The organism is Rhodococcus sp. K11/5, from assembly GCF_055193735.1.
In genome coordinates, this window is sequence record NZ_CM143721.1 from 3867162 (window position 1) to 3893262 (window position 26101).

A 26101-nucleotide genomic window follows, 5' to 3' on the forward strand; every position below is an offset into this window, starting at 1 on the left:
CCCGCCACCTTCGGTGACGGGCAGGACGCCCGAAGGCGACGTGTCGTGCTTCGGGCCGAAGCTTATTTGCCCAATTTCCTACGCTGAACGCGGGTGCGACGAAGCAACTTGCGGTGCTTCTTCTTCGACATGCGCTTGCGACGCTTCTTGATCACTGAACCCATGCGGGTGTCCCTCGCGTTCTTTCGTCTTCGTCTTCTTCGACTACTCCGCGAACCGAAAGCTTCGGTGCGGCTTCTTCTGGGCGGTTCCGGCGCACAGCAGAGCAGGTGCTGCCCCGCTCGCGCGACTCATCACCGATCATACCCACAGAGAGAGCGCTCGACTAAATCGCACCCATTACGCCGCCCGTCCGTCAGCCCGCGTCGAAGTAGGAGGTCTCCAAGTAGTCGTGCACCGCCTTCGCATGCACTCGGAACGAGCGTCCCACCCGCACAGCAGGCAGTTCGCCGCCCTTGATCAGGCGATAGACGGTCATCTTGGACACCCTCATCAACGACGCCACCTCGGCGACGGTCATGAATTGCGTTTCGGACACGCCTTGTCGGCCGTCACCGGGCGAATTCTTCGAATTCGACCCGGACGGCTTGTTCACAGATTCCATTTATCCACTTACCTCCGGCACGTCCGTGCCGCCGGCTTCCCCTCCGGCGGTACAGACACGCACGTGCTGTGTGGAGCTTAGCGGGACTCGAGTGACTTGTGCGACGGGTGGGGGTAATCGGTATTCATTCGGACGACGAACCCAGCGCGGCGCTGCGGGCCGCCGCGGCGTCGACAGCGTCGAGAACCGCTGCTCGGAAGCCGTTTCGCTCCATCGTCGCCAACGCTGCCGCCGTGGTACCACCCGGAGAAGTCACACCGGCGCGCAGCTCCGTGGCGCTCTCGTCGGAGCGATCCAGCATCGCCGCCGACCCCACCATCGTTTGTATCACCAGCATCGTGGCGATGTCACGAGCCAATCCCTGGGCCACCGCGGCGTCCACCATGGCCTCGGCCATCAAGAAGAAATACGCGGGACCGGACCCCGACACCGCCGTCACCGCGTCGATCTGCGACTCCGCCACGACCGCGACCTTGCCGACGGTGCCGAGCAGTTTCCGCACGAGTTCGACGTGCTCGGACCGCGCGTGCCGGCCCGGCGAGAGCACGCACATGGCCTCGCCGACGAGCATCGGCGTATTCGGCATCACGCGTACCACCGGCGTGCCTGCGGGCATCTTCGGCTCGAATCGGCCGGTGGGGACCCCCGCGGCCATCGACACCAGAATCTTCTCGCGTTCCCCGTCGAGGTCCGCCTTGGAGATCTGGGTGATGACCGAGTCCACGTCGCCGGGCTTCACGGCCACGACGATGACGTCGGACGACTCCACGGCGTCGGACACGCTCGTGGCCCGCACTCCGAACTGTTGGGCGACCGCCGTGGCGCGAGCCGGGTTCTTCTCGGACAACACGACGTGCCCGGTGCTCAATCCGCCCTCGATCAGGCCCGCGATCAACGCTTCACCGATCCGGCCGCCGCCGATCACCGCAATTCTCGTCATGAGTGCAAGCCTGCCATGACCGATTTCAGGACGTGCGAGGCACCATCGCGAGCTGCCGCGTCTGCACCACGACCGCGCCGGAGGAGTCGACGACGGTGTGGTCCTCCTCGAACCACACCTCCCCGATCAGCGTGCTCGACGACCGCACCCGGAGCCAGCCGGGCTCCGGGATCCGGCGCAGGTATGCGGTGAGTTGTACCGTCGGCGCCCACCCGTCGATGCCGTGATCCATCGTGGCCGGTGGTCCGATGTCCCCCGCCATGATCGCGAACAGCGCTGCGGTCGACGGATCGGTCGCGTCGCCGTGCGCGGGTCTGATCCACAGGCCGTGTCCCCCGTCGGCACCGTCGTTCGCCATGACCATCTCGCAGCCCGACGCCACGTTCACGATCGAGTCCTCGTCGCCCACGCGCGGAGCCGACGCGGGTGGTTCGACGGGCATCGACGCCGCCGTCGACGGTTCCACGTACCGAGACCCGGCGGCGTCGGGCAGACCCAGGGTGACGACGGCGTGGACCGCATCGACCCCGTTCTGGGACAGGGTCGTGTCCACGACCACCACTCGACGGCCCCGTTTGCGCACCACGGCGGTCACGGCGACCTCGCCGGGGTCAGGTGCCGCCAGGTAATTCGCGCTCACCGCGAGCGGAGACAGGACCGCGGGGTCGGGGTCGGTCGCCACCCGCGCGGTCGCGGCGGCGGCGCAGACACTCATCATCGCGCCGCCGTGGACCTTGGGACCGATGGTCCAGGTGGCGTCGATCGTGGCCTCGAACGCGTCGACACCCACGGAACGCAGAGCGATCAACCGGTCGAACGCATCGCTCACCGCGGCACGCCGCCGGGGGTGAGGTGCGTACGAGCGAACGCCAACGAGCGCTCCAGAGCGGTCGATCGGTTCTCGGCCGAGCGCGCGTTCTGGGTGTTGATCTCGAGCACGGCCTGCCCGGCGAACCCGCGATCGAGCAGTTCCCGGCACACCTCGGCGATGGGCTGCGTTCCGTCACCGGGGACCAGGTGCTCGTCGACCGACGCCCCGCGGCCGTCGGCCAGGTGCAGATGGGCCAGTCCCTCGCCCATCCGACGGGACAACTCGACGGGATCGACTCCCGACGTCGCGGTGTGGGAGAAGTCCAGCGTGTAGTGCCGGTGGCCGGCGTCCGTGGGGTCGTAGGACGGCGTGAACGCCGACACCGCCAGCCCCGGGCCGCCGCGCTTCATGAGCCGCTTGACCGATCCGGATCCGGCCCCGAACACCCGGTCCGCACGGATGGGGAACATGTTCTCGACGGCGACCACGACGCCCTCGTTGTCGTCCTCGAGCTGCGCGGTCTGGTCCGGAAACCCGTCCGCGTACTCCTTCTGCCAGCGGAACGGCGGGTGCACGACGACGGTCCCGGCACCGAGCGTCTCGGCCGCGTGCACCGAGCGAGTCAGCTTGGCCACCGGATCCGAACCCCAGATCCGTTGGGTGATCAACAGGCACGGTGCGTGGACCGCGAGCACCGGCACCGAGTACTCCCGGCTGAGTGCCTTCACCGCACCCACGTCCTGGCTCACCGGCTCGGCCCACACCATCAGCTCGATACCGTCGAACCCCAGTTCCGCGGCGTACCGGAACGCCGATTCGGTGTTCTGCGGGTAGACCGAGGCCGTCGAGAGCCCGACGGAGACGCGCGCGGTACTCAAGTCGTGCTGAGCATGAAGGCGAGCGGGCCGAGGGTGACGAACCCACCGACCAGAACGGCGAGGAGAATCGAGACGATGTCGTCGGTGCGGCGGAGCACCCGAACCACGGCGACCAGCCCGACGATCACGAAGAATGCGAGCACCAGCGCCACCCACGGCAGCATCTCCCACAGCCGCTCGAAGCCCTTGAACAGGAACGCGCCGAGCACGATCGCCACGGCGCCCTGCGCGAACAGCGACAGCCACTGCTTGATGGGGCTGCGCTTGGAGCCGGCCGGGCGGGCGGGCTCGGCAGTGTCGTGGGTGTCGGTGTCGTGGGTGTCGGTGTCGGGGGTGTCGGTGGCGGGGGTGTCGGCGTCGGTCACGACGGCGGTTTCGGTGGTGACCGCCTCGTCGTCCGCGGTGACCGGGGTCAGGACCGTGGTCTCGGACGAGGCGTCGACGTCGCGGGTGTCGGCCGACGTCGCCGCGGGCTCCTCGACGGTCTTTTCCGCGGTCTTCTCCGCAGGCGTCGCTGCCGGCTTCTCGACGGTCGTCGCCGACGGCTTCTCGACGACCTCGGTGTCCGCCGACCGATCCGTCGATGCGCGCAACCGGTCGACCGCCACGGACGGCGCGCCCGAGAACAGCGCGGGTTCCGGCTCGACCGTGCGCGAACTACCGAAGGCGGGGGTCGGGCGGGCCGGGGCGGATGGGCGTCGGGCGGCCTCGGTGGCCCGGGGCTTCGGGGTCTCGGGCTTCGGGGTCTCGGGCTTCGGGGTCTCGGACTTCGGCGCGTCGGGCTTCGGGGTCTCGGGCTTCGGGGTCTCGGTCTTCGCCGCCGGAGCGTCGGCGGTCGGAGAGTCCTCGACCACCGGGATCTCACCGGTCAGTTCGGCGACCGAGATGCCGCCGGCCATTCCGCGGCGGCGTCGCCCACCGGACTGGTTGCCCACCTTGGCGCCGTTGCGCGCGAGCAATTCCGCGACGGACACCTGCTGGGTGTCCTCGTTGCTGTTGTCGTCGCTCATAGTTGCTTCGATCCCACCACTTCGCCGAACGATTCCGTATCGAGCTTGCGCAGGATCAAACCCTCGCGCAGAGCCCACGGGCAAATCTCGAGCGAATCGATCTTCAGTGCTCGCATGCTCGCTTCCGCGACCAGCGCGCCGGCAACCATCTGCCGCGATCGATCCGCACTCACCCCTTCCAATTCTGCACGGTCCGCCGATGTCATCCGCGAGATGAACGCGATGACCTGGCGCAACCCGTCGGACGTGAGCGTTCTCACCACGCGCGGACCTGCTGCGGAGGGTGCCGCTCCCGTCAGCCTGGCCAACGAACGGAAGGTCTTCGACGTTCCCACCGTGCGGTCGGGGACGCCCGGTTCGAGGACCTTGCGCGCCGGTTCCACCAGCTCCGCGTCGAGCCAGTCCCGCAGGACCGCGACCCGACGCTTCCCGGGCGGATCCTCCGCGAGCCAGTCCCGCGTGAGCCGTCCGGCACCGAGTTGCAGCGACATCGCGACATCCGGGTTCTCGTCGATCCCGGTGCTCAGTTCGAGGGAGCCACCGCCGATGTCCAGGTCGAGGATGCGCCCGGCGCTCCACCCGAACCATCGTCGAACCGCCAGGAAGGTCAGCCGGGACTCGTCCTCACCGGAGAGCACCTGCAGGCTGACGCCGGTTTCGTCGCGCACGCGGCCGAGGACCGCGTCGGAGTTGCGGGCGTCGCGCACGGCAGAGGTGGCGAAGGCCATCATCTCCCCGCAGCCCGACGACGTGGCGATGGACGCGAAGTCCGCCACCGTGCGCACCAGTCGATCGGCGCCCGCGACCGTGATGTCCCCGTCGTCGTCGGTGTTCTCCGCCAGGCGCAGGGCAGCCTTGGTGGAGCTCATCGGCGTCGGGTGTCCGCCGCGATGGGCGTCGACCACGAGCAGATGGACGGTGTTGCTTCCGACATCCAGAACCCCTAGGCGCACATCGAATACCGTACTGGGTCTAGCGTCGTGCACTGTGACACGTGCGAAACCGGCCGCGCCGGAACGACCCGCGGACGTTCTGGAACCCGTGGCGACCCACAAACTGGACCCCGCTCCCGAGGTCGCGCCGGACTTCCCGCGCGAGTGGGTCGAGTTCGTCGATCCCACGAACGCCGAGCACGTGATCCGTGCCGACTTCACGTGGTTGCTCTCGAGCTGGACCTGCGTGTTCGGCACCCCGGCCTGCCAGGGAACCGTCCCCGATCGGCCCGACGACGGGTGTTGCTCCCACGGCGCGTTCCTCTCCGACGACGAGGACCACGACAAACTGAAGGCATCGGTCGAACTGCTGACCGCGGACGACTGGCAGCTGATGGACAAGGGCCTGGGCAAGAAGGGGTTCGTCGAGGTCGACGAGCTCGAGAACGAGCAGGCGCTGCGCACCCGCAAGTACAAGGGTGCCTGCATCTTCCTGAACCGCCCCGGATTCGCCGGCGGTATCGGGTGCGCACTGCACCGGATGGCGTTGCGCAAGGGCATCGAGCCGCTCGAGGTGAAGCCGGACGTGTGCTGGCAGCTCCCCATCCGGCGCACCCAGGAATGGGTCACGCGTCCGGACGGCGTCGAGGTGCTCGAGACGGTGCTCGGCGAGTACGACCGGCGAGGGTGGGGCGAGGGCGGCGCCGATCTGAGTTGGTACTGCACCGCGTCCCCCGACGCCCACGTGGGGTCGAAGCCGGTGTGGCAATCGTACGAACCCGAGCTACGTGAACTGCTCGGTGCCGACGTCTACACCGTGCTGGCCGCGCTGTGCCGCCGCCGGCAGGGGCTCGGGCTGATCGCGGTGCACCCGGCGACGCGGCAGGCGCAGCGCACCTAGCTCACTCCTCGAGCTTGTAGCCCAATCCGCGCACGGTGACCAGATGCACCGGCTTGGCCGGATCGTCCTCGATCTTCGACCGCAACCGCTTGACGTGCACGTCGAGCGTCTTGGTGTCGCCCACGTAGTCCGCGCCCCACACCCGGTCGATCAGCTGCCCGCGGGTGAGCACGCGACCGGAGTTGCGGAGCAGGTACTCGAGGAGATCGAACTCCTTGAGCGGCAACGTGATCTGCTGTCCGCCGACCATCACCACGTGGCGCTCGACGTCCATGCGCACCGGCCCGGCCTCGAGGATCGACGAGTCCTCGATCTCCTCGGCGTCGGATCCGCGGCGCAGGACCGCCCGGATGCGCGCGATGAGCTCACGGGCCGAATAGGGCTTGGTGACGTAGTCGTCGGCTCCGAGTTCGAGGCCCACCACCTTGTCGATCTCGCTGTCGCGCGCCGTCACCATGATGACGGGTACACCGGAGCGACTGCGCAGATGCTTGCAGACGTCGGTGCCGCTCATACCGGGGAGCATGAGGTCGAGCAGGACGATGTCGGCGCCCACCCGGTCGAACTCGGCCAGCGCGGACGGGCCGTCGCCGACGATCGTCGCCTCGAACCCTTCCTTGCGGAGCAGGAACGCCAACGGGTCCGCCAACGATTCCTCGTCTTCGACGATGAGAACGCTCGTCACGTGAGTGCCTTTCGGTTGTTCACGACGGGTCTCCGTCGTCCTCGATGTGAGCAGGAATCAACAGCGTGAAGGTCGAGCCCGTTCCGGGCTTGCTCCACAGCTCGATGCGGCCGTTGTGGTTGGCGGCAACGTGTTTGGCGATGGCGAGACCGAGTCCGGTTCCGCCCGTCGCTCGGGATCGCGCCTTGTCGACGCGGAAGAAGCGCTCGAAGACGCGCTCCTGGTCCTGCTTCGCGATACCGATCCCGCGGTCGGTGACCGAGAAGGCCACCACCGGGGCGCCGTTCTCGTCACGGATGGACCGGGTGACCGAGACCGGCGAGCCCTGTGGCGAGTACGCGATGGCGTTCTCCACCAGGTTGGACAGGGCCGTGACCAGCAGGGTCTGCTCGCCGATGACCTCGAGGCCGCTGGGGCGGTCACTGGTGACCGTGATGCCCGCGACGTCGGCCTTGAGCTCGGACCGCTGCAGGGCGTTCTTGACGACGGTGTCCACGTCGACCACGTCGAGATCGGGAAGCTTCTCCGCACCCTGCAGGCGGGAGAGGGCGATGAGCTCGCTGACCATGCTGCCGAGCCGGGTCGATTCGCCGAGCATGCGTTCGCCGAAGTGCTGCACCGATTCCGGATCGTCCTTGGATTCGAGGAGCGCCTCGGCCAACAACCCGATCGCCCCGACCGGCGTCTTGAGTTCGTGGCTGACGTTGGCCACGAAATCCCGACGCGTCGCTTCCATCCGTACCTGTTCGGAGTCGTCGTCCGCGAACAGGACGACGAACCGGCGATCCTCCTGGCTCAGCAGCTGCGCCGTGCCCTTGACGGCGAAGCCGGGCCTCCCGCGCTGGTCGAGAACCGTCAGATCGACGTCGACGCTCGTCCCCGTCTCGAGCACCCGGGTCGCGGCCTTCCACGCTCGGTCGTCGAGCGAGCGGTGCTTGACCAGGCCCAGCTCCTCCGCCCGCGGGTTGAACAGGACGACGTCGTGGAACTGGTCGACGACCGCGATCCCGCTCTGCGACGACAGGATGATCAGATCGAGCACCTGCGACATCGTCAGACCCGATTCCTGACTCTGGCGCTGCCGGTGTCGCGAGTTCAGGTAGGGGATCAGCACCGCCCCGACGACGTAGCCACCCACCGCCGCGACAGCGGCGATGAGCACTACGGTCGCGACGGTCACGAGGGAATCGTACGGTCAGCAGAACGCGTGTCGACGCACGGTAGGCGCGTTTTCCGGGCCGTCACCGCGCGTCGGGCACGCGTTCGCATCGCGTTTACCCGCCGTTACTTCTTGCCCTGGTTCGCCACGGCCGCGGCGCCCGCGGCGGCGGCCTCGGGGTCGAGGTAGGTGCCGCCCTTGACCGTCGGGACGAGCTTGTCGCCCGACTCCTCCAGGTCGTACTGCAGCGGGATGCCGGTGGGGATGTTGAGGGCGGCGATCTCGGAATCGGAGATGTCGTCGAGGTACTTCACCAGCGCGCGCAGCGAGTTGCCGTGCGCCGCGATCATCACGTTCTTGCCCTGCTTCAGCTCCGGGACGATGGTGCTCTCGTAGTACGGGATGAACCGGTCGACGACGTCCTTCAGGCACTCGGTGAGCGGGACGGCGTCGATGTCGTCGTACCGCGGATCCGCGTCCTGGCTGTAGTCGGAGCCGGCCTCGATGGGCGGCGGCGGGGTGTCGTAGCTGCGGCGCCAGAGCATGAACTGCTCCTCGCCGAACTTCTCCTTGGTCGCTGCCTTGTCCAGCCCCTGCAGCGCGCCGTAGTGCCGCTCGTTGAGGCGCCAGTCGCGGACGACGGGGATCCAGTGCCTGTCGGCGGCGTCGAGCGCGAGGTTCGCGGTGCTGATCGCGCGGCGGAGCATGGAGGTGAACAGCAGATCGGGGAGCACACCCTCCTGCACCAGCAGTTCGCCGGCGCGCGTGCCCTCGGCCTCGCCCTTCTCGGTGAGGCGTACGTCCACCCATCCGGTGAACTGGTTCGACGCGTTCCATTCGCTCTCGCCGTGGCGGAGAAGAATCAGGGTTCCGATGCTCATGGCGGTCAGTTTCTCACGGTTTCGGCGCTCGACGAGAGTCGAACCGAGCGCCGGGCCCGTCGTGGGGCTCGCGGGAAGCGGTTCGGCTCTCGTCGAATCACCGCACCCCGGTCCACACCTCACGTGTCCCCGGCCGTGGATCGTCCACCACCGCGGGCTCGGTGCCGAACATCTTCACCGTTCGCTCACGGCCGTAGGGCGCCCAGCCGGGATCGCCGTCCCGCACGAAGTCGACCCACGCCCGATGCATGTCGTCGGCGATGGGCTGCGGCGGGTTCGGACCGGTGATGAGCGCGGTTTCCGGTTTGTCCAGCACGTCGAACACGAACGGGATCTCCAGGGCATGACACGCGCCGAGGTTGCCGTCGAACAGCGTTGAGCGCCAGGTGAACTCGTACACGTGATCACCGCCCCCGCGCGCCTCGACGAACCGCACCGCCGGCACGCGGAAGAACCAGTCCGTCATGATGGCGATCATCAGCTCGCCCGCGGACGCGTCGGGAAGCTGGGCGCGGTAGGCCTCGAGCGACGACGGGTCGACGCCGTATCCCGCCAACGTGCGATGCAGATAGTCCTCGGTGATGTGCGGGACCAGACCCGCGGGCACGATGAAGAACGCGTGCTCCTCGCTGGTGGTTCCGATCATCACGTCGATGTCGGATCCGGCGCCCTCGGCGATGCGCGCGATCGGGAGTGCGGGTACCACGTCACCGTCGACGCACGGCTCGAAGGCCATCACGTTGAGCGCGAGTTCACCCCATGCACCCGACGACGCCTCGACGGAGATCCGGTCGGACAGAGCGCGCTGGGCCTCGACGAGCGTGTCGACCGGCACCGAGCCGAGACCGTCGACGGTGGCGTCGACACCGAGCGACTCCGCGAGCGCCGCAGCCACTTTCGCGGCGGTCTCGGTGGTGATCACGTGGTGTCCCGCGCCGCTCTGCAGGATGGCGCGACGAAACAGCCCCTCGGCGCGCGGCATCGACATCAGGGTCCCGACGCTCATCGCCCCGGCCGATTCACCGGCGATGGTGACCGCCCCGGGATCACCCCCGAACGACGCGATGTTCTCGCGCACCCACTCCAGCGCGGCGACCTGATCGAGCATCCCGCGGTTGGCCGGTGCGCCCTGGATCTGCGCGAACCCGTCGACCCCCAGTCGGTAGTTGATCACCACGGCGACGATGCCGTCGCGCGCGAACGCCGTGCCGTCGTAGGCGGGAACGGCGTTGCTGCCGTTGACGAATGCGCCGCCGTGGATCCACACGAACACGGGTGCCGAGCCGTTCGCGTCGGGCGTGAAGACGTTGACGTTGAGGCAGTCGGTGCCGTCGACGATCGGTTCGGCGAGGAGCTCGCTCGTCGGCGGACGGTAACCGACCTTGGGCACGGTGGCGCCGAGCTCGAGTGCGTCGCGCACACCGTCCCACGCCGGCACGGGTGCGGGCGCCTGGAACCGGAGGGAGCCGAACGGAGCCTGCGCGTAGGGGATTCCCAGGAACGACTCGACCCCGTTCTCGGTGCGTCCGCGTACCTGGCCTCGGGGGGTGTCGACGGTGATCGTGTCCATGACTCATTACTACCGTGCGAGGGGCGCGGGCTGCGGCAGAATCCTCGGCTTCGATGCGGCTGCACCGTATTTCGCGCACCGTCCAGCGGCACGCGCACCGTGCACGGTGGGCGAAGCGCTGCTGGGTGCGCGGGGCGGTGGGGCGGGGGCGCCCACCCGATCCGCACACCCTCTCCAACGCGAACACCCCCTCCAGCACGCTGGAGAGGGTGTTCGGTACGAGCAAGCAGTGCAGATCGAGCAGTGCGGACCGAACCGCTACTGAGCCTTCTCGGCCGTCCGCAGGTCCTTGCGCAGAATCTTGCCGGCCGCCGACTTCGGCACCGTGTCGATGAACTGCACCTTGCGCACCTTCTTGTGCGGCGACACCTTCTCGGACACGAAGGTCATGACGTCGTCCTCGCTGAGCTCGGCTCCCTGCTGCAGCACGACGAACGCCTTCGGCACCTCTTCGCCCTCGTCGTCGAGCACCCCGATGACGGCGGCGTCGGCGATCTGCGGGTGGGTGAGGAGCAGCGCCTCGAGTTCGGCGGGCGGCACCTGGTAGCCCTTGTACTTGATGAGCTCCTTGAGCCGGTCCACGATCGTGACGCGGCCCTTGCCGTCGACCACGGCCATGTCACCGGTGTGCAGGTACCCGTCGGAATCGAGGGTGTCCGCGGTGGCCTGCGGGTTCTCCAGGTAGCCGACCATCACGTTCGGCCCCTTCACCCACAGCTCGCCGGACACGCTGACCTCGTCGGAGCCCTCGGCCGGGTACGCGACCTCCTCGCCCGTGGACGGATCGACGATCTTGTTCTCGGTGTTCGAGACGGGGACACCGACGCTGCTGAGCGGCATGTCGTCGCCGTCGGCGGGGATGGAGTGCGAGACCGGGCTGAGCTCGCTCATGCCGTAGCCCTGACGCACCTTGGTGTTCAGTCGCGCGGCGACCGCCTTGCCCAGGTTCTCGTCGAGGGGCGCGGCACCGGAGAAGACCATGCGAACACTGGAGGTGTCGTAGTTGTCCACCAACGGGTGCTTGGCCAGGGCGACGGCGACCGGCGGGGCGATGAAGACGTAGGTGATCTTCTTCTCGGCGATCAGCTCGAGGAACTGGACCAGATCGAACTTCGGCATCGTCACCAGCGACGCGCCGACCTTGAGACCGAGGTTGAGCAGCACGGTCATGCCGTAGATGTGGAAGAACGGCAGCACGGCGAGGAGGACGTCGTCATGATCGGCCCCCATGTTCTCGTGAATCTGCGACACGTTGGCCACGAGGTTGCGGTGCGTCAGCATGACGCCCTTGGGGCGACCGGTGGTGCCGGACGAGTAGGGCAGCACCGCGAGGTGGGTGGCCGGATCGAACGTCACGTCCGGCGCCGAGGCGCCCTGCGTCAACAGATCCTTCAACGACGGGTGCCCCTCGGCGCCGTCGAGCACGACGACCTTGTCCGCGGGGATACCGACCTGCTCGGCCGCGGCCTTGGCCTGGGCGAGCAGCGGCGAGACGGTGAAGAGCATCTTCGCCTTCGAGTCCGTCAGCTGCTTCGCGATGTCCTCGGCGTTGTACAGGGCGTTGATGGTGGTGGCCGTGGCTCCGGCGCGCAGAATTCCGTGGAACACCGACGCGAAGGCGGGGACGTTCGGCGAGTGCAGCGCGACGACGTCGCCGACCTCGATGCCGCGCTCGGCGAGAGCGCCGGCGACACCGTTGATCTGGGCGACGAGGGTCCGGTAGTCGGTCACGGCGCCGGAGGACCCGTCGACGAGTGCGGGACGGGCGAGCTGCTCGTCGCTCAGGTTCCCGAAAAGAAAGTCGTAGACGTTGGACTCGGGGATCTCGACATCGGGATACGGACTGCGGAAACTCATGGGGCTCCTTTATCGACGGCGCCGGTGATGTGGACGACACAGTGAACAATACTGTGTCGGCCATTCACACTTACACGACGGGTGATTGGCGTCACAACAGGTACGAGAGTACCTGTCCATGTCCGATTCACCGGACCCCGGACCCGGTCAGGAGCGGCGAGCGCCCGTTCCGGGCCACACCGATGTCGACTCGCCGTCGCCGTCCTCCACGAGGTGCTCGAACGCCTTCAGGTTGTGCAGCGACTCGCCCCGAGAAACGCGCCACTTCCATTCCCGACGAATGGATTCCGCGAAGCCGAGTTCCAGCAGAATGTTGAAGTCACCGTCGGCGGCCTCGAGCACCTGACCGAGGACACGATCGAGTTCGTCGCCGGTCACCGAGTGCGTGGACATCCGCCCGACGAGGTAGATGTCGCCGACCTTGTCGATCGTGTAGTGCACCCCGTACAGACGGCGGTTGCGCCGCAACAGGTATCGGTAGACGCCCTCGAAGTTCTCGTCGGGCTTGCGGCAGACGAACGCCTCGATCCGCAGGCCGTGGTTGCCGACGGTCAGCAGCGTCGTGGTCTTGAGCTTGCGCTCGCCCGGCAGATCGACGACGAACTGCTCGGGCTTGGGGCGGTAGTGGTCGAGTTCGCGGTCGGCCAACACCCCGGCGATCAGCTCCACGGTCTCGGAGATCGGAACCCGGTTGCCGGCAACGGAATCACCGGTCGGAATGTCGTCGGTCGGAATGTCGTCGTTCGCACTCACAGCGCTCGTACCGTTCCTGTCCGTCGGAGTCGCCACAGTCCTCGCGGCCTGCGGGGCGAGAACTCGCCCGTGGGACGGGAATCGCCCGAATCGGTCCGGCCGAAACGCCATGCGGCGCGTTCGTACGTGTCCAGAAGTGCGTCCGCGGTGTGCTCCCACGAGAAGTTCTCGGCGTGCTGCGAGGCATTCGACGCCATCCGGGCGCGAAGACGAGAATCGATCGCCAGCGTTCTCAGCGCGTTCGCCCAGTCGGCGATGTCGTGCCCGCGCACCAGCAGGCCGGTCTCGTCGGCGCGGACGGCGACGCCGAGCCCACCGACGTCGGCCGCGACCACCGGTGTCCCGCAGGCCTGCGCCTCGATCGCGACGAGGCCGAACGACTCCGAGTAACTCGGCACCGCCACCATGTCCGACGCCCGGTAGATGTCGGCGAGCCGTTCCGGCGGCTGCGGTGGCAGGAAGTCCACGAGGGCGTCGATGCCCAGGCGTCGGGTCAGGTCGATGAGGGCGTCGGGACGCTCCACGCCCGTACCCGACGGTCCGCCGACCACCAGGACGCGCAGGGGAAGCCCCGGCTCGCGGGCGTGGAGTTCGGCGGCGGCCGCGATGAGAACGTCGGGCGCCTTGAGCGGTTGGATGCGCCCGACGAAGGTCACCACCATCTCGTCGTCCTCGATACCGAGCGACCGCCGCGCGGCGGGCCGATCCCCGGGCCGGAAGACGCGCAGGTCCGCACCGGGAGCGACGATGTCGATCTTGTCCTCGGGTGCGCCGTACAGGTCCATCAGCGCCGACGCCTCGTCGGCGGTGTTGGCGGTGAGCCGGTCCGCCTCTTCGACGACCTGCTTCTCCCCGATGCGTCGGGCTGCGGGTTCGGGGGTGTCCCCCGCCGCGACGGACAGGTTCTTCACCGCCGCGAGGGTGTGTGCGGTGTGGACCAACGGCACCCGCCACCGGTCGCGGGCCAGCCACCCGACCTGGCCGGAGAGCCAGTAGTGGGAATGGATCATGGCGTAGTACCCGGGTTCCCGACGCGCTTCCTCGCGCAGCACGCCGGCCGCGAACGCGCAGAGCTGGGTGGGCAGATCGTGTTTGTCGAGCCCCTCGAACGGGCCCGCCTCGACGTTGCGCACGGTGACGCCGGGCGCGGCCTCGATCACCGGATCGTCCTTGGACGACGTCGCACGCGTGAAGATCTCCACCTCGACGCCCCGCGCCGCGAGTTGCAGCGCGGACTGCAGAACGTAGACGTTCATGCCCCCGGCGTCGCCGGTTCCCGGCTGCGCCAACGGCGACGTGTGCAGAGACAGCACGGCTATCCGGTGCGGGCTGTTATGGCGGACCACCTTTCCAGTCTGCCCTGTCCGAATCGAGCCGCTCGATCTGCGGTCCGCGGCGGAACCCCTACCGGGCCGGCACACCGTCCACGAAACCGGTGAGCTCGGTGAGGAATCGATGCGGATCGGCGACGAACGGTCCGTGGTCGACGCCGTCCCAGAACGACGTCTCGACGTTCGGGATCAACGACGCCGCGTGCCGACCGGCATCGACGGAGACGACGGTGTCGGCGGTGCCGTGCAGAACCAGGGCCGGGACGTCGAGCCCGGTGAGCAGCGCGTCGTGATCGAGATCGCGTCGGAACACTGCCGAGCGCACCCGCGGACGGGTGGCCAGGGAAGCGCCGAAGAGGGCCTGCGCGGCGACGCCGACGTCGGGGCCGGTGCCGGTCAGCGCGGACCCGAAACTTCCGAGCGCACGGATCGCGACCCGCGAGTCCTCGGCCATGGCGCCGGGGATGGCCGCGCTCATCGCGGACCCGATCGCGCCACCGGGGCGGCCCTTGCCGATGCCGGTGATCGCGGAGATCAGCACGACGGCGTCCACGGCGGACGTACCGTGCACCGAAAGGTAGTCGCACAGGACCAGCCCGCCGTAGGACCAGCCGGCCAGAACGGCACCCGCGCGGATGCCCTCCTGGTCGAGCACGGCGTGCAGATCGCCGGCCCACAGCGCCGAATCGTCGTATCCCGTGGCGGGAGCGCCGGAGTAGCCGTGTCCGCGCAGGTCGACCGCGACGACGCGGTAGCGGGCGGCGAGTTCGGCCCACAGTTCGTCACCCCAGCAGCGATGGTCCTGCGCCCAGCCGTGGACGAGTACCAGCGGTCGGGCCGACGGATCGCCGTCGACGCGGTAGATCAGGGACGTCCCGTCGGGACCGAAGGCTTCGCGAATCGACACGCGCATCACGCTATCGAATGCTGAGCCCTCACCAACTTCGACACCGAGAACTGTGGAGATTCAGAAGGTGGTTCCGGCAGCCGGAAATGCGTTCTGCGCTGCGTAGATTCGACGCCACATGTGCGACGAGCAGATGCAGGGGGCACAACCATGACGACACACCAGCAGGGCACACACCAGCACGGGGCGCCGCGGCGTTCGATGTCCGCGACCGGCGAAGGCAGGCCGGAGGCCGTTCGGAAACCGGATGAGTGGCGCGACCTGAATCGGTATTACTGGCCGTGGGCGCTCATCGCCCCCATGTTGCCGCTCTACTCGGTCGCCCTGGTCTGGGCCGCGCACACGTGGCTGCCCCAGGCGTCGGGTCCGGCTCAGCTGGCGTGGTGGTCGGGCCCGATCTTCCTGTACGTCGTCGTTCCCATCGCGGACCGCCTGGTGGTGCCGTTCGACGAGAACCCGCCCGAGGAGATCGTCGAATCGCTCGAGCAGGATCTCTGGTACCGGGCCTGCGTCTACGCGTACATTCCGCTGCAGTTCGTCGGGTTGATTCTGGGTTCGTACCTGCTCACGGCGGACGACCTGTCGTGGCTCGGCCTCGACGGCGGGTTGTCCGTCGCGGCGAAGGTCGGGGTCGCGCTGACCGTCGGGCTGGTCGGCGGTATCGGCATCAACACCGCCCACGAGATGGGGCACAAGAAGGTGACCTGGGAGCGCTGGCTCTCGCGCATCGTGCTCGCGCAGTCCTTCTACGGTCACTTCTACGTCGAGCACAACAAGGGCCACCACGTCCGCGTCGCCACCCCCGAGGATCCCGCGAGCTCACGCCTGGGCGAGAGCTACTGGCGGTTCCTTCCGCGAAGCGTCGTCGGGGGGCTTCGCTCGGCCTGGAACCTCGAGAAGGCGCGACTCGACCGCGCGGGGAAGCGGACGTGGTCGCGGTCCAACCAGAACCTCACCGCGTGGCTCATGAGCGTGGTGTTGTGGGCCGCGCTCACCGCGGTCTTCGGCGTCGAACTGCTGCCGTTCCTCGTGCTGCAGGCGGTGTACGGCATCACGTTGCTCGAGTCCGTGAACTACCTCGAGCACTACGGCTTGCTCCGCCGGACGAAGGCCAACGGCCGCTACGAGCGGTGCACTCCCGAGCACAGCTGGAACAGCGACTACGCCGTCTCGGACATCTTCATGTACCACCTGCAGCGGCACAGCGACCATCACGCGAACCCCACGCGGCGCTACCAGGTGCTGCGCAGCATGCCGGAATCACCGCAGCTCCCGGCCGGATACGCCCCGCTGATCCTCATCGGGTACTTCCCGTTCCTCTGGCGGGCGCTCATGGACAAGCGGGTTGTCGCGCACTACGACGGCGACATCACGCGAGCGAACATCGAGCCCGGCAAGGAAGCGAAGTACCACCGGAAGTTTCCGGCTCCCTAGCGGCCCGGACCGTCGGTCAGGGCCGCGAGCCCGTGGATCACCCCGTCGAGAGTGGGTGCCGTCACGTCGGCCGCGGCGAACGACGCGTCGGGTGTGCCCTCGAGTCGCGGACACCACCCGGTGGTCCACCCGGCTCGGTGCGCGCCGTGGATGTCCCACGAGTGCACGGCCACCAGGGCGTGCCGACCGGCGCCGTGCCCCGTCGAGGTCACCACGTGGTCGTACGGCTCGCGAGACGGCTTCCACCGCCGGACGGCGTCGATGGAGAACACACGACCGACGGACTCGGCCACTCCCGCGCGATCGAGGAATCCGCGGGTGTTCGCCTCGGACCCGTTCGAGAAGACGGCCACCTCGAATCCATGCTCGACGGCCGCGTGCACGGCGGCCACGGCGTCGGGCTGCGGGGTGAGCGCGCCGAAGCCCGCGACCACGTGCTCGATCGACGCCCGGTCCAGAGTGTGCCGGGTGTACGCGTCCAGCGACTCCGTGGCGACCTCCGCGAACGGCCGGTAGTCGCCGGCGGCGGTGAGCGCCATCGCGTCCCGCAACAGGTGGGTGAACCAGGCCGTCATCGCGCCGGACCCTCCCGTGACCTCCGCGAGCCGGTCGGCCACGGGATCGAGTGACGCCAACGTCTCGACGACGTCGAACACGATCACCGTCGGCCGCGACGCGGTCACTTCTTCTGCCGCCGGCTGCCCGCGTGCCAGTCCTGCTGCACCCCGGCCTCGTCCTCGGACACCCCGAGCGCGCGCAGCTGCGGCAACTCCCGGAGGCTGCGCTTGAGTTCGGCGAATCCCGGGAACCGTGCGAGCCCCACGACGTGGTCCCACAACTCGGCCGCCTCGTCGTCCGACGGAAGCCGGCTGATCACGGGTCCGAAGAACGCCACGCCCTCGGGCGGCTCGACGTGGATGATCGGCGTCCCGACGTCCTTGCCGGTGAGGGCGAGTGCCTCGTCGGTCGAGGCCTGGATCTCCGCGTCGAACGACTCGTCGTCCAGCGCCTGCGCGTGACGCACGGGAAGATCGAGCTCGGCGAGGATCGGTTCGAGGAACTCCGCGGTCCCGCGGCGGCCGTGGGCATCGGCGTCGTCGGGGACCGGCTCGGAATCGAAGATGCGGGCACCGAGCTCGGCGTACAGCGGGCCGATCGCGTCGGAACCGTGCTCCCGGCGCACGCTCGCGGCCGCGCGGAGCAGTCGCAGACCGGCGGTGTGGCCGGCCTCGTACTCGGGTGGGAAGTGCGAGGCGTAATCGATGTGGGCGTTGAGCTGACGCAGGGAGATGAACGTCCACTCGACGGTGTAGTCACGCTGCGCCTGGACCTGGCGCACCCACTTGCTGGTCATCCAGGCGAACGGGCAGACCGGGTCGAAGTAGAAGCGAAGATCGGCTGCTTGCAGATCGGACGCGGGCATGTCGCATCATCTCGTTTCGATAGGAATGATCGTCGGGAGGCGGGGTGTCCGAACAGGTGTACCCGCACCGGGTGACACCGATACGTCAGGAGAGACCATGACACCGATACGTCAGGAGAGACCATGACACCGATACGTCAGGAGAGACCATGACATCAGCACACGTCGACGGCATCGAGGTTCTCTGGCGACCGGGGTGCCCGTTCTGCATGAAACTGCGGGCGTCGTTGAAGCTCCGCGGGATCTCCACCACCGAGGTGAACATCTGGTCCGAGCCCGACGCCGCGGCGCGCGTCCGCGAGGCCACCGGGGGCGACGAAACCGTGCCGACGGTCTTCGTCGGCACCCGCTCGTTGGTGAATCCGAGCGTCGGGCAGATCGTCGCGGCGGTGGAACAGGAACTCCCCCATCGCGCCGACGAACTGGTGGGCACCGGCGGCGGCTGGTGGAGTCGGATCACGGGGTCATCGCGGTCGAACTGACCCGACGCGGACCTGGATGTGGCCACCGCGCGCGGCCGCCGTGCATACCGCGTCCACCCGCGACGTCATGGCCGTCCAGGGATGGGCGTCGATGTCGGATCCGCCGAGCCGGCAGGCGAGCCGCGCGAGCGGGGTCCACACGGCCGCACGCCCGACGGGTTTCTGCATGTCGACCACCGCCACCTCGCCCCCGACGCGGGTGAGCGCGATCATCGAGTCCAGCGCGCCGAGCCACCGCGGCATCAACGACAGCGCGTACGTGGTGAGGGCCGCATCGAACTGCTCGCGGCCGCCGACCTGCGCACCCAGCGCCGTCGCGTCCGCAGCGACCAGCGTGACGTTGGACCACCCCGCCGCATCCGACCGTCGTCTCGCCTGCGCGAGCATCTGCGGGCTGGCGTCGACTCCGGTGATGGAGCCGCCGGGTCCGATGCGCTTCTGCAGCAGTGGAAAATTGAGCCCGGTGCCGCACCCGACGTCGAGCACATGACTGCCGGCGGGCAGATCGAGCAGGTCCATCGCGGTCACTCGACCGGCTCGGTAGACCGGCCATTCCGCGGAAATGACGTCGTACAGGCGCGCCGAGAGGGTGTAGGGCGTGGGTCTCTTCATCGTCTTGCGTCCGTTTCGTCCGGGTCGGGTGGCTCTCGGCAGGGCACAATCGGATCATGACCACCTCTGCAGTGGAAACACCTCGGCCACCGCGAAAGGTTCCCGCAACCGTCGACGGCAACCGGGGCACCTCGTGAGCGCACCGGACTTCGACCTCGTGGTGGTGGGCGGCGGCACCGCCGGCATCGTGGCCGCCAAGACCGCCGCCGGGTTCGGCGTGCGCGTGGCGCTCGTCGAGCGAGACCGCCCCGGTGGCGACTGCCTCCGGACGGGCTGCGTGCCGTCGAAAGCGTTGCTGGCAGCGGCATCCGCGGCCGCGACCATCCGCTCGGCGAGCCGATTCGGCATCGAGGTCGACACCCCCCGCGTCGACTTCGCCCGCGTCATGGCGCACGTGCACGGGGCCATCGAGGAGATCGCCCCGGTCGATTCACCCGAGGCACTCACCGCCGCCGGGGTGACGGTGATCGCCGGTGACGCCGTGTTCACGGGTCCGGACACCCTGGCCGTCGGGTCGCGGTCGCTGCGATTCGGGCAGGCCGTCGTCACCACGGGGGCGTCGCCGGCCGTTCCGCCCATCGACGGACTGGACTCCGTCGCTCACCTCACCAGCGAATCACTGTGGAGCCTCGACGCGCTCCCCGAGCGTCTGCTGATCATCGGAGCGGGCACCATCGGGTGCGAGATGGCCCAGGCCTTCGCACGACTCGGTTCGGCGGTGACCCTCGTGGGGCGTTCCGCCACAGTGCTTCCCAAGGAGGACGAATCGGCGTCGGACGTGCTGGCGGCGGCGTTGACGGCCGACGGTGTCGACGTTCTCACCGGCACCTCCATCGCACGGATTTCCGGCGGCGTCGCGGTCACGGACTCCGGCCGCGAACTCGCGTTCGATCGCGTTCTGGTGGCGACCGGACGCACTCCGCGCACCGCGGGCATCGGACTCGACCTCGCGGGCGTCTCGCTCGACGACGACGGATACGTCATCGTCGACGAGAACCTTCGCAGCAGCAACCCCCGCATCCGGGCCGCCGGCGATCTGACCGGCCATCCCCAGTACACCCACACGGCCGGTATGCACGGCAGTCTCGCCGCGAGCAACGCGGTACTGGGTGTGCCTCGCAAGGTCGACGCCTCCGGAACCCCGCGGGTCACCTTCACCGACCCCGAGATCGCCTCCGCCGGAATCGATGTGCGGCAGGCGCGACGGATGCGCGGACTCACCGTGCAGACCCTGCGCCACGACGACGTCGACCGCGCGGTCGTCGAACGCGCGACCGACGGCTTCACCACGCTGGTCCTCGACCGAAAGAGACGCGTCGTCGGGGCGTGCGTGGTGGGACCGCGCGCGGGCGAGACCATCGGCGAACTGGTGCTGGCGATTCGGCTCGGCGCGCGCACCCGCGACATCGCCGGGGCGACGCACCCCTACCCCACCTTCAACGACGGTCCCTGGAACGCCGCCATCGCCGATGTCCGTGCGCAACTGGGCTCCCCGGTGATCTCGCGAACGCTGAACACCGTGGCGACGGTGCGCGGGGCGTGGCTGCGGCGCCGGAGTCGCAAGACCGGGTGAGCTATCGCAGCGAGCGGTAGCCCACGACGATGCGCTGCGTCGCGCCGATCGCCACCACGGCCGCCCACACCGTCGCGATCTGCCAGGACACCCCCGGAAGCAGCAGCCAGAGACTGTGCACCGCAATGGTTTCCGCTCCCTCGGCCACGCCGCCGAGGAACGACAGCGACCGGCCGTCGTCCATCCGCTTCCCGGTCCGCTCGGCGATGGACGAGAACGCGAGGAACGCCGTGCCGTTGATGTAGTAGGCGAGGAGCACCAGCAGAAAAGGCCACCACGGGGCGTCGTACCCGGCCGTGGCACCGACCGCCACACCCACCACCGTCGCGCCGTACACGGTGAAATCCGCTGTGATGTCGAAGAATCCGCCCGCTCCCGAATTGTGGGCGTCCCCTCGTCGACGCGCCAGGGGGCCGTCCAGTCCGTCGGCCGCGCGGGAGAGGAGCCACAGCACCAGCGCGAGAATCCACCACTGCAACCCCGCGGCGACCGCGCTGCCGAGCCCCAGCACCAGGCCCGACGCGGTGAGGCGATCCGGGGTGATCGCGCGGACGTCGAGGGTGCCGGCAATTCGATCGAGCGGCCCCTCGAGGTGGCGACGCAGGACGTTGTCGATCATCGGCTCTCTCTCGCGTCGGAATCCGGGGCAGCGTCCGGTTCGGTGTCGGCACTCTTCGTCGGACCCAGTCTGCGCGCCAGCAGTGTCGACAGGGCGCTGAGCAGAAGCACCGCCGCCACCGCCGCGGCGAACGGCCACGACAACGGTGAGGTCCCGTACGCGCCGAGTGCGGTGTACCCGACGGTGCCGGGCACGATGCCGATCGCGGTGCCCAGCACATAGTCCCGCTGTTTCACCGCGCTCACCCCGGCCGCGTAGTTGACCAGCCAGAACGGAAACACGGGGATCAGTCGGACGACGAACACGGACACGAAACCCCGTCGGCCCAGCATCTCGTCGAGCGTGCGCAGCCTCGACCACTGTGCCGACGCCACCGCGCCCCTCCCGAGTCCCCGCGCGGCCCAGTACGCCAGGTACGCACCGATGGTCGCGGCCACGACCACCAGCGTCGCGCCCGTCGCCAGGCCGAACAGCAGCCCCGCCGCGATGGTCAGCGCGCTGGCCGGAAAGGGGGTCGCGGACAGGGCCGCGTAGAGCAAGACGAACGCGGCGATCCCCCACGCCCCGGCCGAGGCCACGGTGTCACGGATCGCGTTCGGGTCCGGGAGGTCGACGACGATGGCCACGACCGCCAGGGCGATCACCACGGCGACGGCGACGGCGATCTTCACGCGCGTCCGCCGGGTGGCGGCCGAGTCCGTCTGCTCCGAATCAGTCGAGGCCGGGTTGTCGGTCACCGCCCCAGTCTGCCTCTCTCGACCGATTACGGTGGACGAGGCGGCAACACCCGCATCGCTCGGACCAGGAGGCCCACGTTCATGACCCCAGTTCTCCGGCGTCGATCGGTGGTGGCGCTCGCCGCCACCGCCGGGTTGATCCTGACCTCCTGCGCGGCACCGAGCTCGGACGCGCCCGTCGCCGAATCCCTCCCCTGGAACGAGATCCAGGAGCAGGCGCAAGGGCAGACGGTCTCGCTGTGGATGTTCGGCGGTGACGAGCAGGGCAACGCCTACGTCGACGACGTGTTGACGCCCGCCGCCGCGGAGGAGGGTGTCACGCTCCGCCGGGTTCCGGTGGAATCGACCACCGACGCCGTCAACCGCATTCTGTCCGAGCGTCAGGCCGGAGTCACCGACGGTGAGGTCGACCTGGTGTGGGTGAACGGCGCGAACTTCGGCACCGGCAAGCAGGCCGGCGCGTGGCTGTGCGACTGGACGCAGAATCTGCCGAACATGGAGTTCACCGATCCCGACGACCCGTTGTTGCTGGACGACTTCGGGACCCCCGTGGAGAACTGCGAGGCGCCCTGGCACAAGGCGCAGTTCACCCTGGTCTACAACGCGGCCGAGATCCCGGATCCGCCCACCACGTTCGAGGGCGTCCTGGAGTGGGCCGAGGCGAACCCCGGCCGGTTCACCTACCCCGCTCCCCCGGACTTCACCGGCTCGGTCTTCGTTCGCGAGGCGCTGCTGAGCGAGTCCGGTGGCCCCGAGGAGGTCCCGGCGCAGTTCGATCAGGACACCTACGACCGGCTGGCCCCGCCGCTGTTCGACCGCCTCACCGAGCTCGCACCGTCCCTGTGGCGGGAGGGAACCACCTACCCGCAGTCCGCCGCCGAACTCGACGATCTCTACGCGGGCAGCCAGGTCGACATGACCATGACCTACGGGCCCGCGACGCTCACCCAACTGGTCGCCGACGGCACGTACCCACCGGAGACGCGCGTGCTCACGCTCGACGAGGGAACCGTCGGGAACGCCAGTTTTCTCGCCATCCCGTCGACGTCGGGGCAGTCCGCGGCCGCGCAGGTGGTCGCGAATCTGGCGCTCTCGCCCGAGCAGCAGCTCGCGAAGTCGACGCCCGACGTCTGGGGACAGTTCACCGTCCTCGACCTCGAGCGCCTGCCCGCCGATGCGCGCGCGGAGTTCGAGAATCTGCCGGCGTCGCCGGTGGTCCCGCCGTACGAGGAGTTGTCCGAGAACGCGCACGGGGAGCTCTCCGCGGACTGGGTGACCCCGCTGGACGAGGGGTGGCGACGAAACGTGCTCGCCGGGCAGTGACCGCACCGAGCGGGGTGTCACCGCGGCTGCGCAGCACCGCTGCGGTGCTGCCCGCCGTCGTCCTCGTGGTGCTCGTGGTGGGCGGAGGCGTCGGCACGGCCCTCCTGCAGAGCCTGGGTCTGATGCCGCTCGTCGGCGAACCCGCGCTGTCCCTCGACGCCTATTCCGCTCTCGGCGGAGACCTGTGGCGCTCGATCGCCCTCACCCTGTCCATCGCGGCGGCGTCGACCGCGCTGGCCGTGGTGATCGGCCTGGCCGCGGCGCTGACGGCGCTGTCCGGAAGCCGCGCCGCGCTGGTCGCCGCGGGGATCACGGTCACGGTGCCGCACCTCATCGGAGCCGCCGCGATGGCCCTGCTGCTCGCGGACTCCGGACTACTGCCGCGGGTGCTCGGGCTGACGGACGGCGGCTGGCCCCAGCTGGTCGGGGGGCCCTGGTGGATCGCCGTGGTCGCCGAATACGCCTGGAAGGAATCGGCTTTCGTGGCCGTCGTCGTCGCCGGCACGCTCGCCACGCGGGTGTCGGACTTCGACGACACCGCCGCGACGCTCGGCGCCGGGCGGTGGGCGCGGCTGCGCCTGGTGACGCTCCCGCTCGCGCGCCCCGCCCTGATCGCGTCGGCGGCCATCGCGTTCGCCTACACCGTCGGGTCGTACGAGGTGGCGCGTCTGCTCGGGCGCCCGTTCCCCGAACCGCTCGCCGTGCTGGCCGTGCGCCTGTTCACGTCCATCGACCTCGCGGCGCGTCCGCAGGCCGCCGCCGCGGCCACGGTCGCGACCGGACTGACCGTCGTCGTGGCGATCGTCGCGGTGCACTTCCTTCGTCGATCGGCGGTGTGGAAGTGACGGCGGCGCGGGTGGCGCCCGCAGCCGGTCGAGCGCTTCTCGTCCTCTGGTTCGTCCTGCCGCTGGTGCCGATCGTGCTGTGGGCCATCAGCAATCGCTGGTCCTTTCCCGACGCGTTGCCGGGCGAGTTCGGGCTGGACGGGGTGCGTAGTGCGCTCGCGGCGGGCGGTCTCGACGCGTTCGTGCGCTCGACCGGTCTGGCGTCGGCGGTGGCTGCGATCGCGACTCCGCTCGGCGCCGTCGCGGCCCGTGCCCTGGTCCGCGGCGACGTGCACGTCCCCGGCGTCGTGGCGGCAATCCTGTTCGCGCCGTTGGCTCTTCCTCCGTTCGCGGTGGCTCTGGGTCTGGACGTCCTCGTTCTGCGGTCGCGCATTCCCAGCACGCTCGCGGTGATCGCCCTGCTCACGGTGGCCGCGATCCCATACACGACCTACCTGATGCGAACGGCGTTCGGCGCGTACGACATCGGCTACGAGGAGGAGGCGCGCACCCTCGGCGCGTCGACCGCCACGATCGTGCGGCGCATCCGGATTCCGATGCTCGCCCCCGCTCTGTCCGGAGCCGCGCTGCTCGCGTTCCTCGTGGGGTGGAGCGACTACGTGATCACGTTGCTCGTCGGAGGCGGCAGACTGGTGACCGTGCCGATCCTCGTCGCGTCGTTCGCCGCGGGAACCGGGAACGACGCCGTGGTGGCGGCCCTGTCGGTCGCCGCGATCGTTCCCCCGCTGGCGCTGGTACTGCTGCTCGCTCTCCTCCGTCGGCGGTCCGCGCGATGAGTGTCGAGCTGTCCGTCACCGGACTCACCAAAACCTTCTCTCGGCAACAGGTACCGGCGCTGAGCGATCTGACCCTGACCGTCCCGCCCGGATCGTGCACGGCGATCCTCGGACCGTCGGGATCGGGAAAGAGCACCGCGTTGCGGTTGATCGCCGGCCTGGACGCTCCGACGTCGGGATCGGTCTCCATCGACAGGGTCGACGTCACCGCGACCGCGGCGGAGGCCCGCGGCGTCGGCATGGTGTTCCAGCGCCCCCTGCTGTTCCCGCACATGTCCGTCGTCGACAACATCGGGTTCGCGTATCGGGCAGCGGGGGACAGTCGACGCCGCGCGCGGGAGCAGGCGCGCCGGTACCTCGACCTGGTACATCTCGGGGACATCGGCGATCGGGCGGTGTCCGACATCTCGGGTGGGCAGGCTCAACGCGTCGCGCTCGCCCGGTCGCTCGCGGGATCACCGCGGGTGCTGTTGCTGGACGAGCCGTTCAGCGCCCTCGATCCGATCCTGCGGACCGAGATGCACGATCTGGTCCGCGAGATCCGCGCCGAGCTGGATCAGACCCTGGTCCTGGTCACGCACGATCAGCAGGAAGCCGCCGCGCTGGCCGATTCCGTCGCCGTGCTCGTCGACGGTGCGCTGCAGCATCATTCGGATGTCGCGTCCGCGTACACCCGGCCGAGCACGCTGGCGGTCAACCGCCTCATGGGCGGAGTCAACGAGATCGAGGGTCGGTGGGACGGGGCCACGACGCATCGCTCCGAACTCGGCGAGTTGACGGTCGAGGGAGTCACCCTTCCGGAGGGTCCCGCCGTGCTCCTTCTCCGGCACGAGATGATCGCCCCGGGCGACAGCGAGGTTCGCGGGATCGTCTCGGCCGTGCGGCCGACGGGGTTCCGCAGTATCGCCGACGTGGCGGTGGGATCGGCCGTCGTCAGGGTCGAGCTCGCGGCCGGGACCCCGGTGACCGTCGGAGACACGGTGGGGTTGGACATTCCGAGTGGGGCGAGGTTCGTGGTGGGAGCAGCGCACCGAGGACGACCCTGAAACGATGGCATC

28 protein-coding genes are annotated in these 26101 nt (G+C 69.1%); 8 read left to right on the top strand and 20 right to left on the bottom strand.

Going from position 1 to position 26101, the window contains the following annotated elements:
* Positions 1-62: 62 nt before the first annotated feature.
* The 7 genes from ACY466_RS17985 to ACY466_RS18015 form a co-directional block, all read right to left on the bottom strand.
* Positions 63-164, bottom strand: coding sequence for a 30S ribosomal protein bS22 (locus ACY466_RS17985; RefSeq protein ID WP_003402602.1), 102 nt, complete (start codon positions 162-164; stop codon positions 63-65).
* A 191-nt stretch (positions 165-355) separates the two neighbouring features.
* Complete coding sequence (locus tag ACY466_RS17990; RefSeq protein ID WP_463247277.1) at positions 356-604, bottom strand: helix-turn-helix domain-containing protein; 249 nt, start codon at positions 602-604, stop codon at positions 356-358.
* A gap of 124 nt (positions 605-728) precedes the next feature.
* Positions 729-1544, bottom strand: a complete 816-nt coding sequence (proC, locus tag ACY466_RS17995; RefSeq protein WP_463247282.1) for a pyrroline-5-carboxylate reductase — start codon at positions 1542-1544, stop codon at positions 729-731.
* Between the two features lie 25 nt (positions 1545-1569).
* Positions 1570-2373, bottom strand: a complete 804-nt coding sequence (locus tag ACY466_RS18000) for a thioesterase family protein (RefSeq protein ID WP_463247286.1) — start codon at positions 2371-2373, stop codon at positions 1570-1572.
* Positions 2370-3233, bottom strand: a complete 864-nt coding sequence (locus ACY466_RS18005; RefSeq protein WP_463247290.1) for a sugar phosphate isomerase/epimerase family protein — start codon at positions 3231-3233, stop codon at positions 2370-2372. Before ACY466_RS18005 ends, ACY466_RS18000 begins: the two co-directional genes overlap by 4 nt.
* Positions 3230-4243 (bottom strand): hypothetical protein, encoded by a 1014-nt coding sequence (locus ACY466_RS18010; protein ID WP_463247293.1) that lies wholly within the window; start codon positions 4241-4243, stop codon positions 3230-3232. The genes ACY466_RS18005 and ACY466_RS18010 overlap by 4 nt, the downstream gene beginning before the upstream one ends.
* Entirely contained in the window at positions 4240-5196 is a 957-nt protein-coding gene (locus ACY466_RS18015; RefSeq protein ID WP_463247295.1) for a Ppx/GppA family phosphatase, read from the bottom strand. The genes ACY466_RS18010 and ACY466_RS18015 overlap by 4 nt, the downstream gene beginning before the upstream one ends.
* A 79-nt stretch (positions 5197-5275) precedes the next feature.
* Between ACY466_RS18015 and ACY466_RS18020 the strand changes: the two genes are divergently transcribed.
* The gene (locus tag ACY466_RS18020; RefSeq protein WP_463252346.1) at positions 5276-6076 is read left to right on the top strand and encodes a hypothetical protein; all 801 of its coding nucleotides are present in this window, start codon (positions 5276-5278) and stop codon (positions 6074-6076) included.
* A gap of 1 nt (position 6077) precedes the next feature.
* Here ACY466_RS18020 and ACY466_RS18025 read toward each other — a convergent pair whose 3' ends face one another.
* The 8 genes from ACY466_RS18025 to ACY466_RS18060 all read right to left on the bottom strand — a co-directional run bounded on the left by ACY466_RS18025 (position 6078) and on the right by ACY466_RS18060 (position 15225).
* Positions 6078-6761, bottom strand: coding sequence for a winged helix-turn-helix domain-containing protein (locus ACY466_RS18025; protein ID WP_463247298.1), 684 nt, complete (start codon positions 6759-6761; stop codon positions 6078-6080).
* A gap of 19 nt (positions 6762-6780) precedes the next feature.
* Entirely contained in the window at positions 6781-7941 is a 1161-nt protein-coding gene (locus ACY466_RS18030) for a sensor histidine kinase (protein ID WP_463247301.1), read from the bottom strand.
* 104 nt (positions 7942-8045) lie between these two features.
* Positions 8046-8801, bottom strand: a complete 756-nt coding sequence (locus ACY466_RS18035) for a phosphoglyceromutase (protein WP_463247304.1) — start codon at positions 8799-8801, stop codon at positions 8046-8048.
* 97 nt (positions 8802-8898) lie between these two features.
* Entirely contained in the window at positions 8899-10371 is a 1473-nt protein-coding gene (locus tag ACY466_RS18040; RefSeq protein WP_463247307.1) for a carboxylesterase/lipase family protein, read from the bottom strand.
* A gap of 258 nt (positions 10372-10629) precedes the next feature.
* A complete protein-coding gene (locus ACY466_RS18045; protein WP_463247311.1) occupies positions 10630-12228 on the bottom strand; it encodes an AMP-binding protein in 1599 nt (532 codons plus the stop codon).
* A gap of 147 nt (positions 12229-12375) precedes the next feature.
* Positions 12376-12909, bottom strand: coding sequence for a type III secretion system chaperone family protein (locus ACY466_RS18050; protein ID WP_463252347.1), 534 nt, complete (start codon positions 12907-12909; stop codon positions 12376-12378).
* Positions 12910-12977: 68 nt separating this feature from the next.
* Positions 12978-14351 (bottom strand): D-inositol-3-phosphate glycosyltransferase, encoded by a 1374-nt coding sequence (gene mshA, locus ACY466_RS18055; RefSeq protein ID WP_463252348.1) that lies wholly within the window; start codon positions 14349-14351, stop codon positions 12978-12980.
* A gap of 34 nt (positions 14352-14385) precedes the next feature.
* A complete protein-coding gene (locus tag ACY466_RS18060; RefSeq protein WP_463247314.1) occupies positions 14386-15225 on the bottom strand; it encodes an alpha/beta fold hydrolase in 840 nt (279 codons plus the stop codon).
* A 195-nt stretch (positions 15226-15420) separates the two neighbouring features.
* Between ACY466_RS18060 and ACY466_RS18065 the strand changes: the two genes are divergently transcribed.
* On the top strand, positions 15421-16653 hold the full coding sequence (locus tag ACY466_RS18065) for an alkane 1-monooxygenase (protein WP_463252349.1): 1233 nt from the start codon (positions 15421-15423) through the stop codon (positions 16651-16653).
* On the opposite strand, the gene ACY466_RS18070 is transcribed toward ACY466_RS18065, so the two are convergent.
* A complete protein-coding gene (locus ACY466_RS18070) occupies positions 16650-17336 on the bottom strand; it encodes an HAD-IA family hydrolase (protein ID WP_463247318.1) in 687 nt (228 codons plus the stop codon). The two genes, ACY466_RS18065 and ACY466_RS18070, sit on opposite strands and share 4 nt — an antisense overlap.
* Complete coding sequence (locus ACY466_RS18075) at positions 17333-18076, bottom strand: mycothiol-dependent nitroreductase Rv2466c family protein (RefSeq protein ID WP_463247321.1); 744 nt, start codon at positions 18074-18076, stop codon at positions 17333-17335. Before ACY466_RS18075 ends, ACY466_RS18070 begins: the two co-directional genes overlap by 4 nt.
* A gap of 149 nt (positions 18077-18225) precedes the next feature.
* On the opposite strand from ACY466_RS18075, the gene ACY466_RS18080 reads away from it, so the two are divergent.
* Positions 18226-18558: a glutaredoxin family protein gene (locus ACY466_RS18080; RefSeq protein ID WP_463247325.1), complete on the top strand. Its 333-nt coding sequence runs from the start codon at positions 18226-18228 to the stop codon at positions 18556-18558.
* Here the strand turns inward: ACY466_RS18080 and ACY466_RS18085 are convergent.
* The gene (locus ACY466_RS18085) at positions 18541-19170 is read right to left on the bottom strand and encodes a class I SAM-dependent methyltransferase (RefSeq protein ID WP_463247328.1); all 630 of its coding nucleotides are present in this window, start codon (positions 19168-19170) and stop codon (positions 18541-18543) included. The genes ACY466_RS18080 and ACY466_RS18085 overlap by 18 nt on opposite strands.
* A gap of 133 nt (positions 19171-19303) precedes the next feature.
* Between ACY466_RS18085 and ACY466_RS18090 the strand changes: the two genes are divergently transcribed.
* A complete protein-coding gene (locus ACY466_RS18090) occupies positions 19304-20743 on the top strand; it encodes a dihydrolipoyl dehydrogenase family protein (protein ID WP_463247331.1) in 1440 nt (479 codons plus the stop codon).
* Between the two features lies 1 nt (position 20744).
* Here ACY466_RS18090 and ACY466_RS18095 read toward each other — a convergent pair whose 3' ends face one another.
* Positions 20745-21362 (bottom strand): CDP-alcohol phosphatidyltransferase family protein, encoded by a 618-nt coding sequence (locus ACY466_RS18095; RefSeq protein WP_463247334.1) that lies wholly within the window; start codon positions 21360-21362, stop codon positions 20745-20747.
* Positions 21359-22099, bottom strand: coding sequence for a TVP38/TMEM64 family protein (locus tag ACY466_RS18100; protein ID WP_463247337.1), 741 nt, complete (start codon positions 22097-22099; stop codon positions 21359-21361). The genes ACY466_RS18095 and ACY466_RS18100 overlap by 4 nt, the downstream gene beginning before the upstream one ends.
* A gap of 81 nt (positions 22100-22180) precedes the next feature.
* Here ACY466_RS18100 and ACY466_RS18105 point away from each other — a divergent pair, with 81 nt between their 5' ends.
* From ACY466_RS18105 to ACY466_RS18120, 4 genes are read left to right on the top strand one after another with little or no spacing between them, the layout of a single operon-like run.
* A complete protein-coding gene (locus ACY466_RS18105) occupies positions 22181-23422 on the top strand; it encodes an ABC transporter substrate-binding protein (RefSeq protein WP_463247340.1) in 1242 nt (413 codons plus the stop codon).
* Positions 23419-24267: an ABC transporter permease gene (locus ACY466_RS18110; protein WP_463247343.1), complete on the top strand. Its 849-nt coding sequence runs from the start codon at positions 23419-23421 to the stop codon at positions 24265-24267. The genes ACY466_RS18105 and ACY466_RS18110 overlap by 4 nt, the downstream gene beginning before the upstream one ends.
* Positions 24264-25043 carry an ABC transporter permease gene (locus tag ACY466_RS18115; protein ID WP_463247346.1) on the top strand — a complete coding sequence of 260 codons (780 nt, stop codon included), beginning with the start codon at positions 24264-24266 and terminating at the stop codon, positions 25041-25043. Before ACY466_RS18110 ends, ACY466_RS18115 begins: the two co-directional genes overlap by 4 nt.
* On the top strand, positions 25040-26089 hold the full coding sequence (locus tag ACY466_RS18120; protein ID WP_463247349.1) for an ABC transporter ATP-binding protein: 1050 nt from the start codon (positions 25040-25042) through the stop codon (positions 26087-26089). Before ACY466_RS18115 ends, ACY466_RS18120 begins: the two co-directional genes overlap by 4 nt.
* Positions 26090-26101 lie beyond the last annotated feature (12 nt).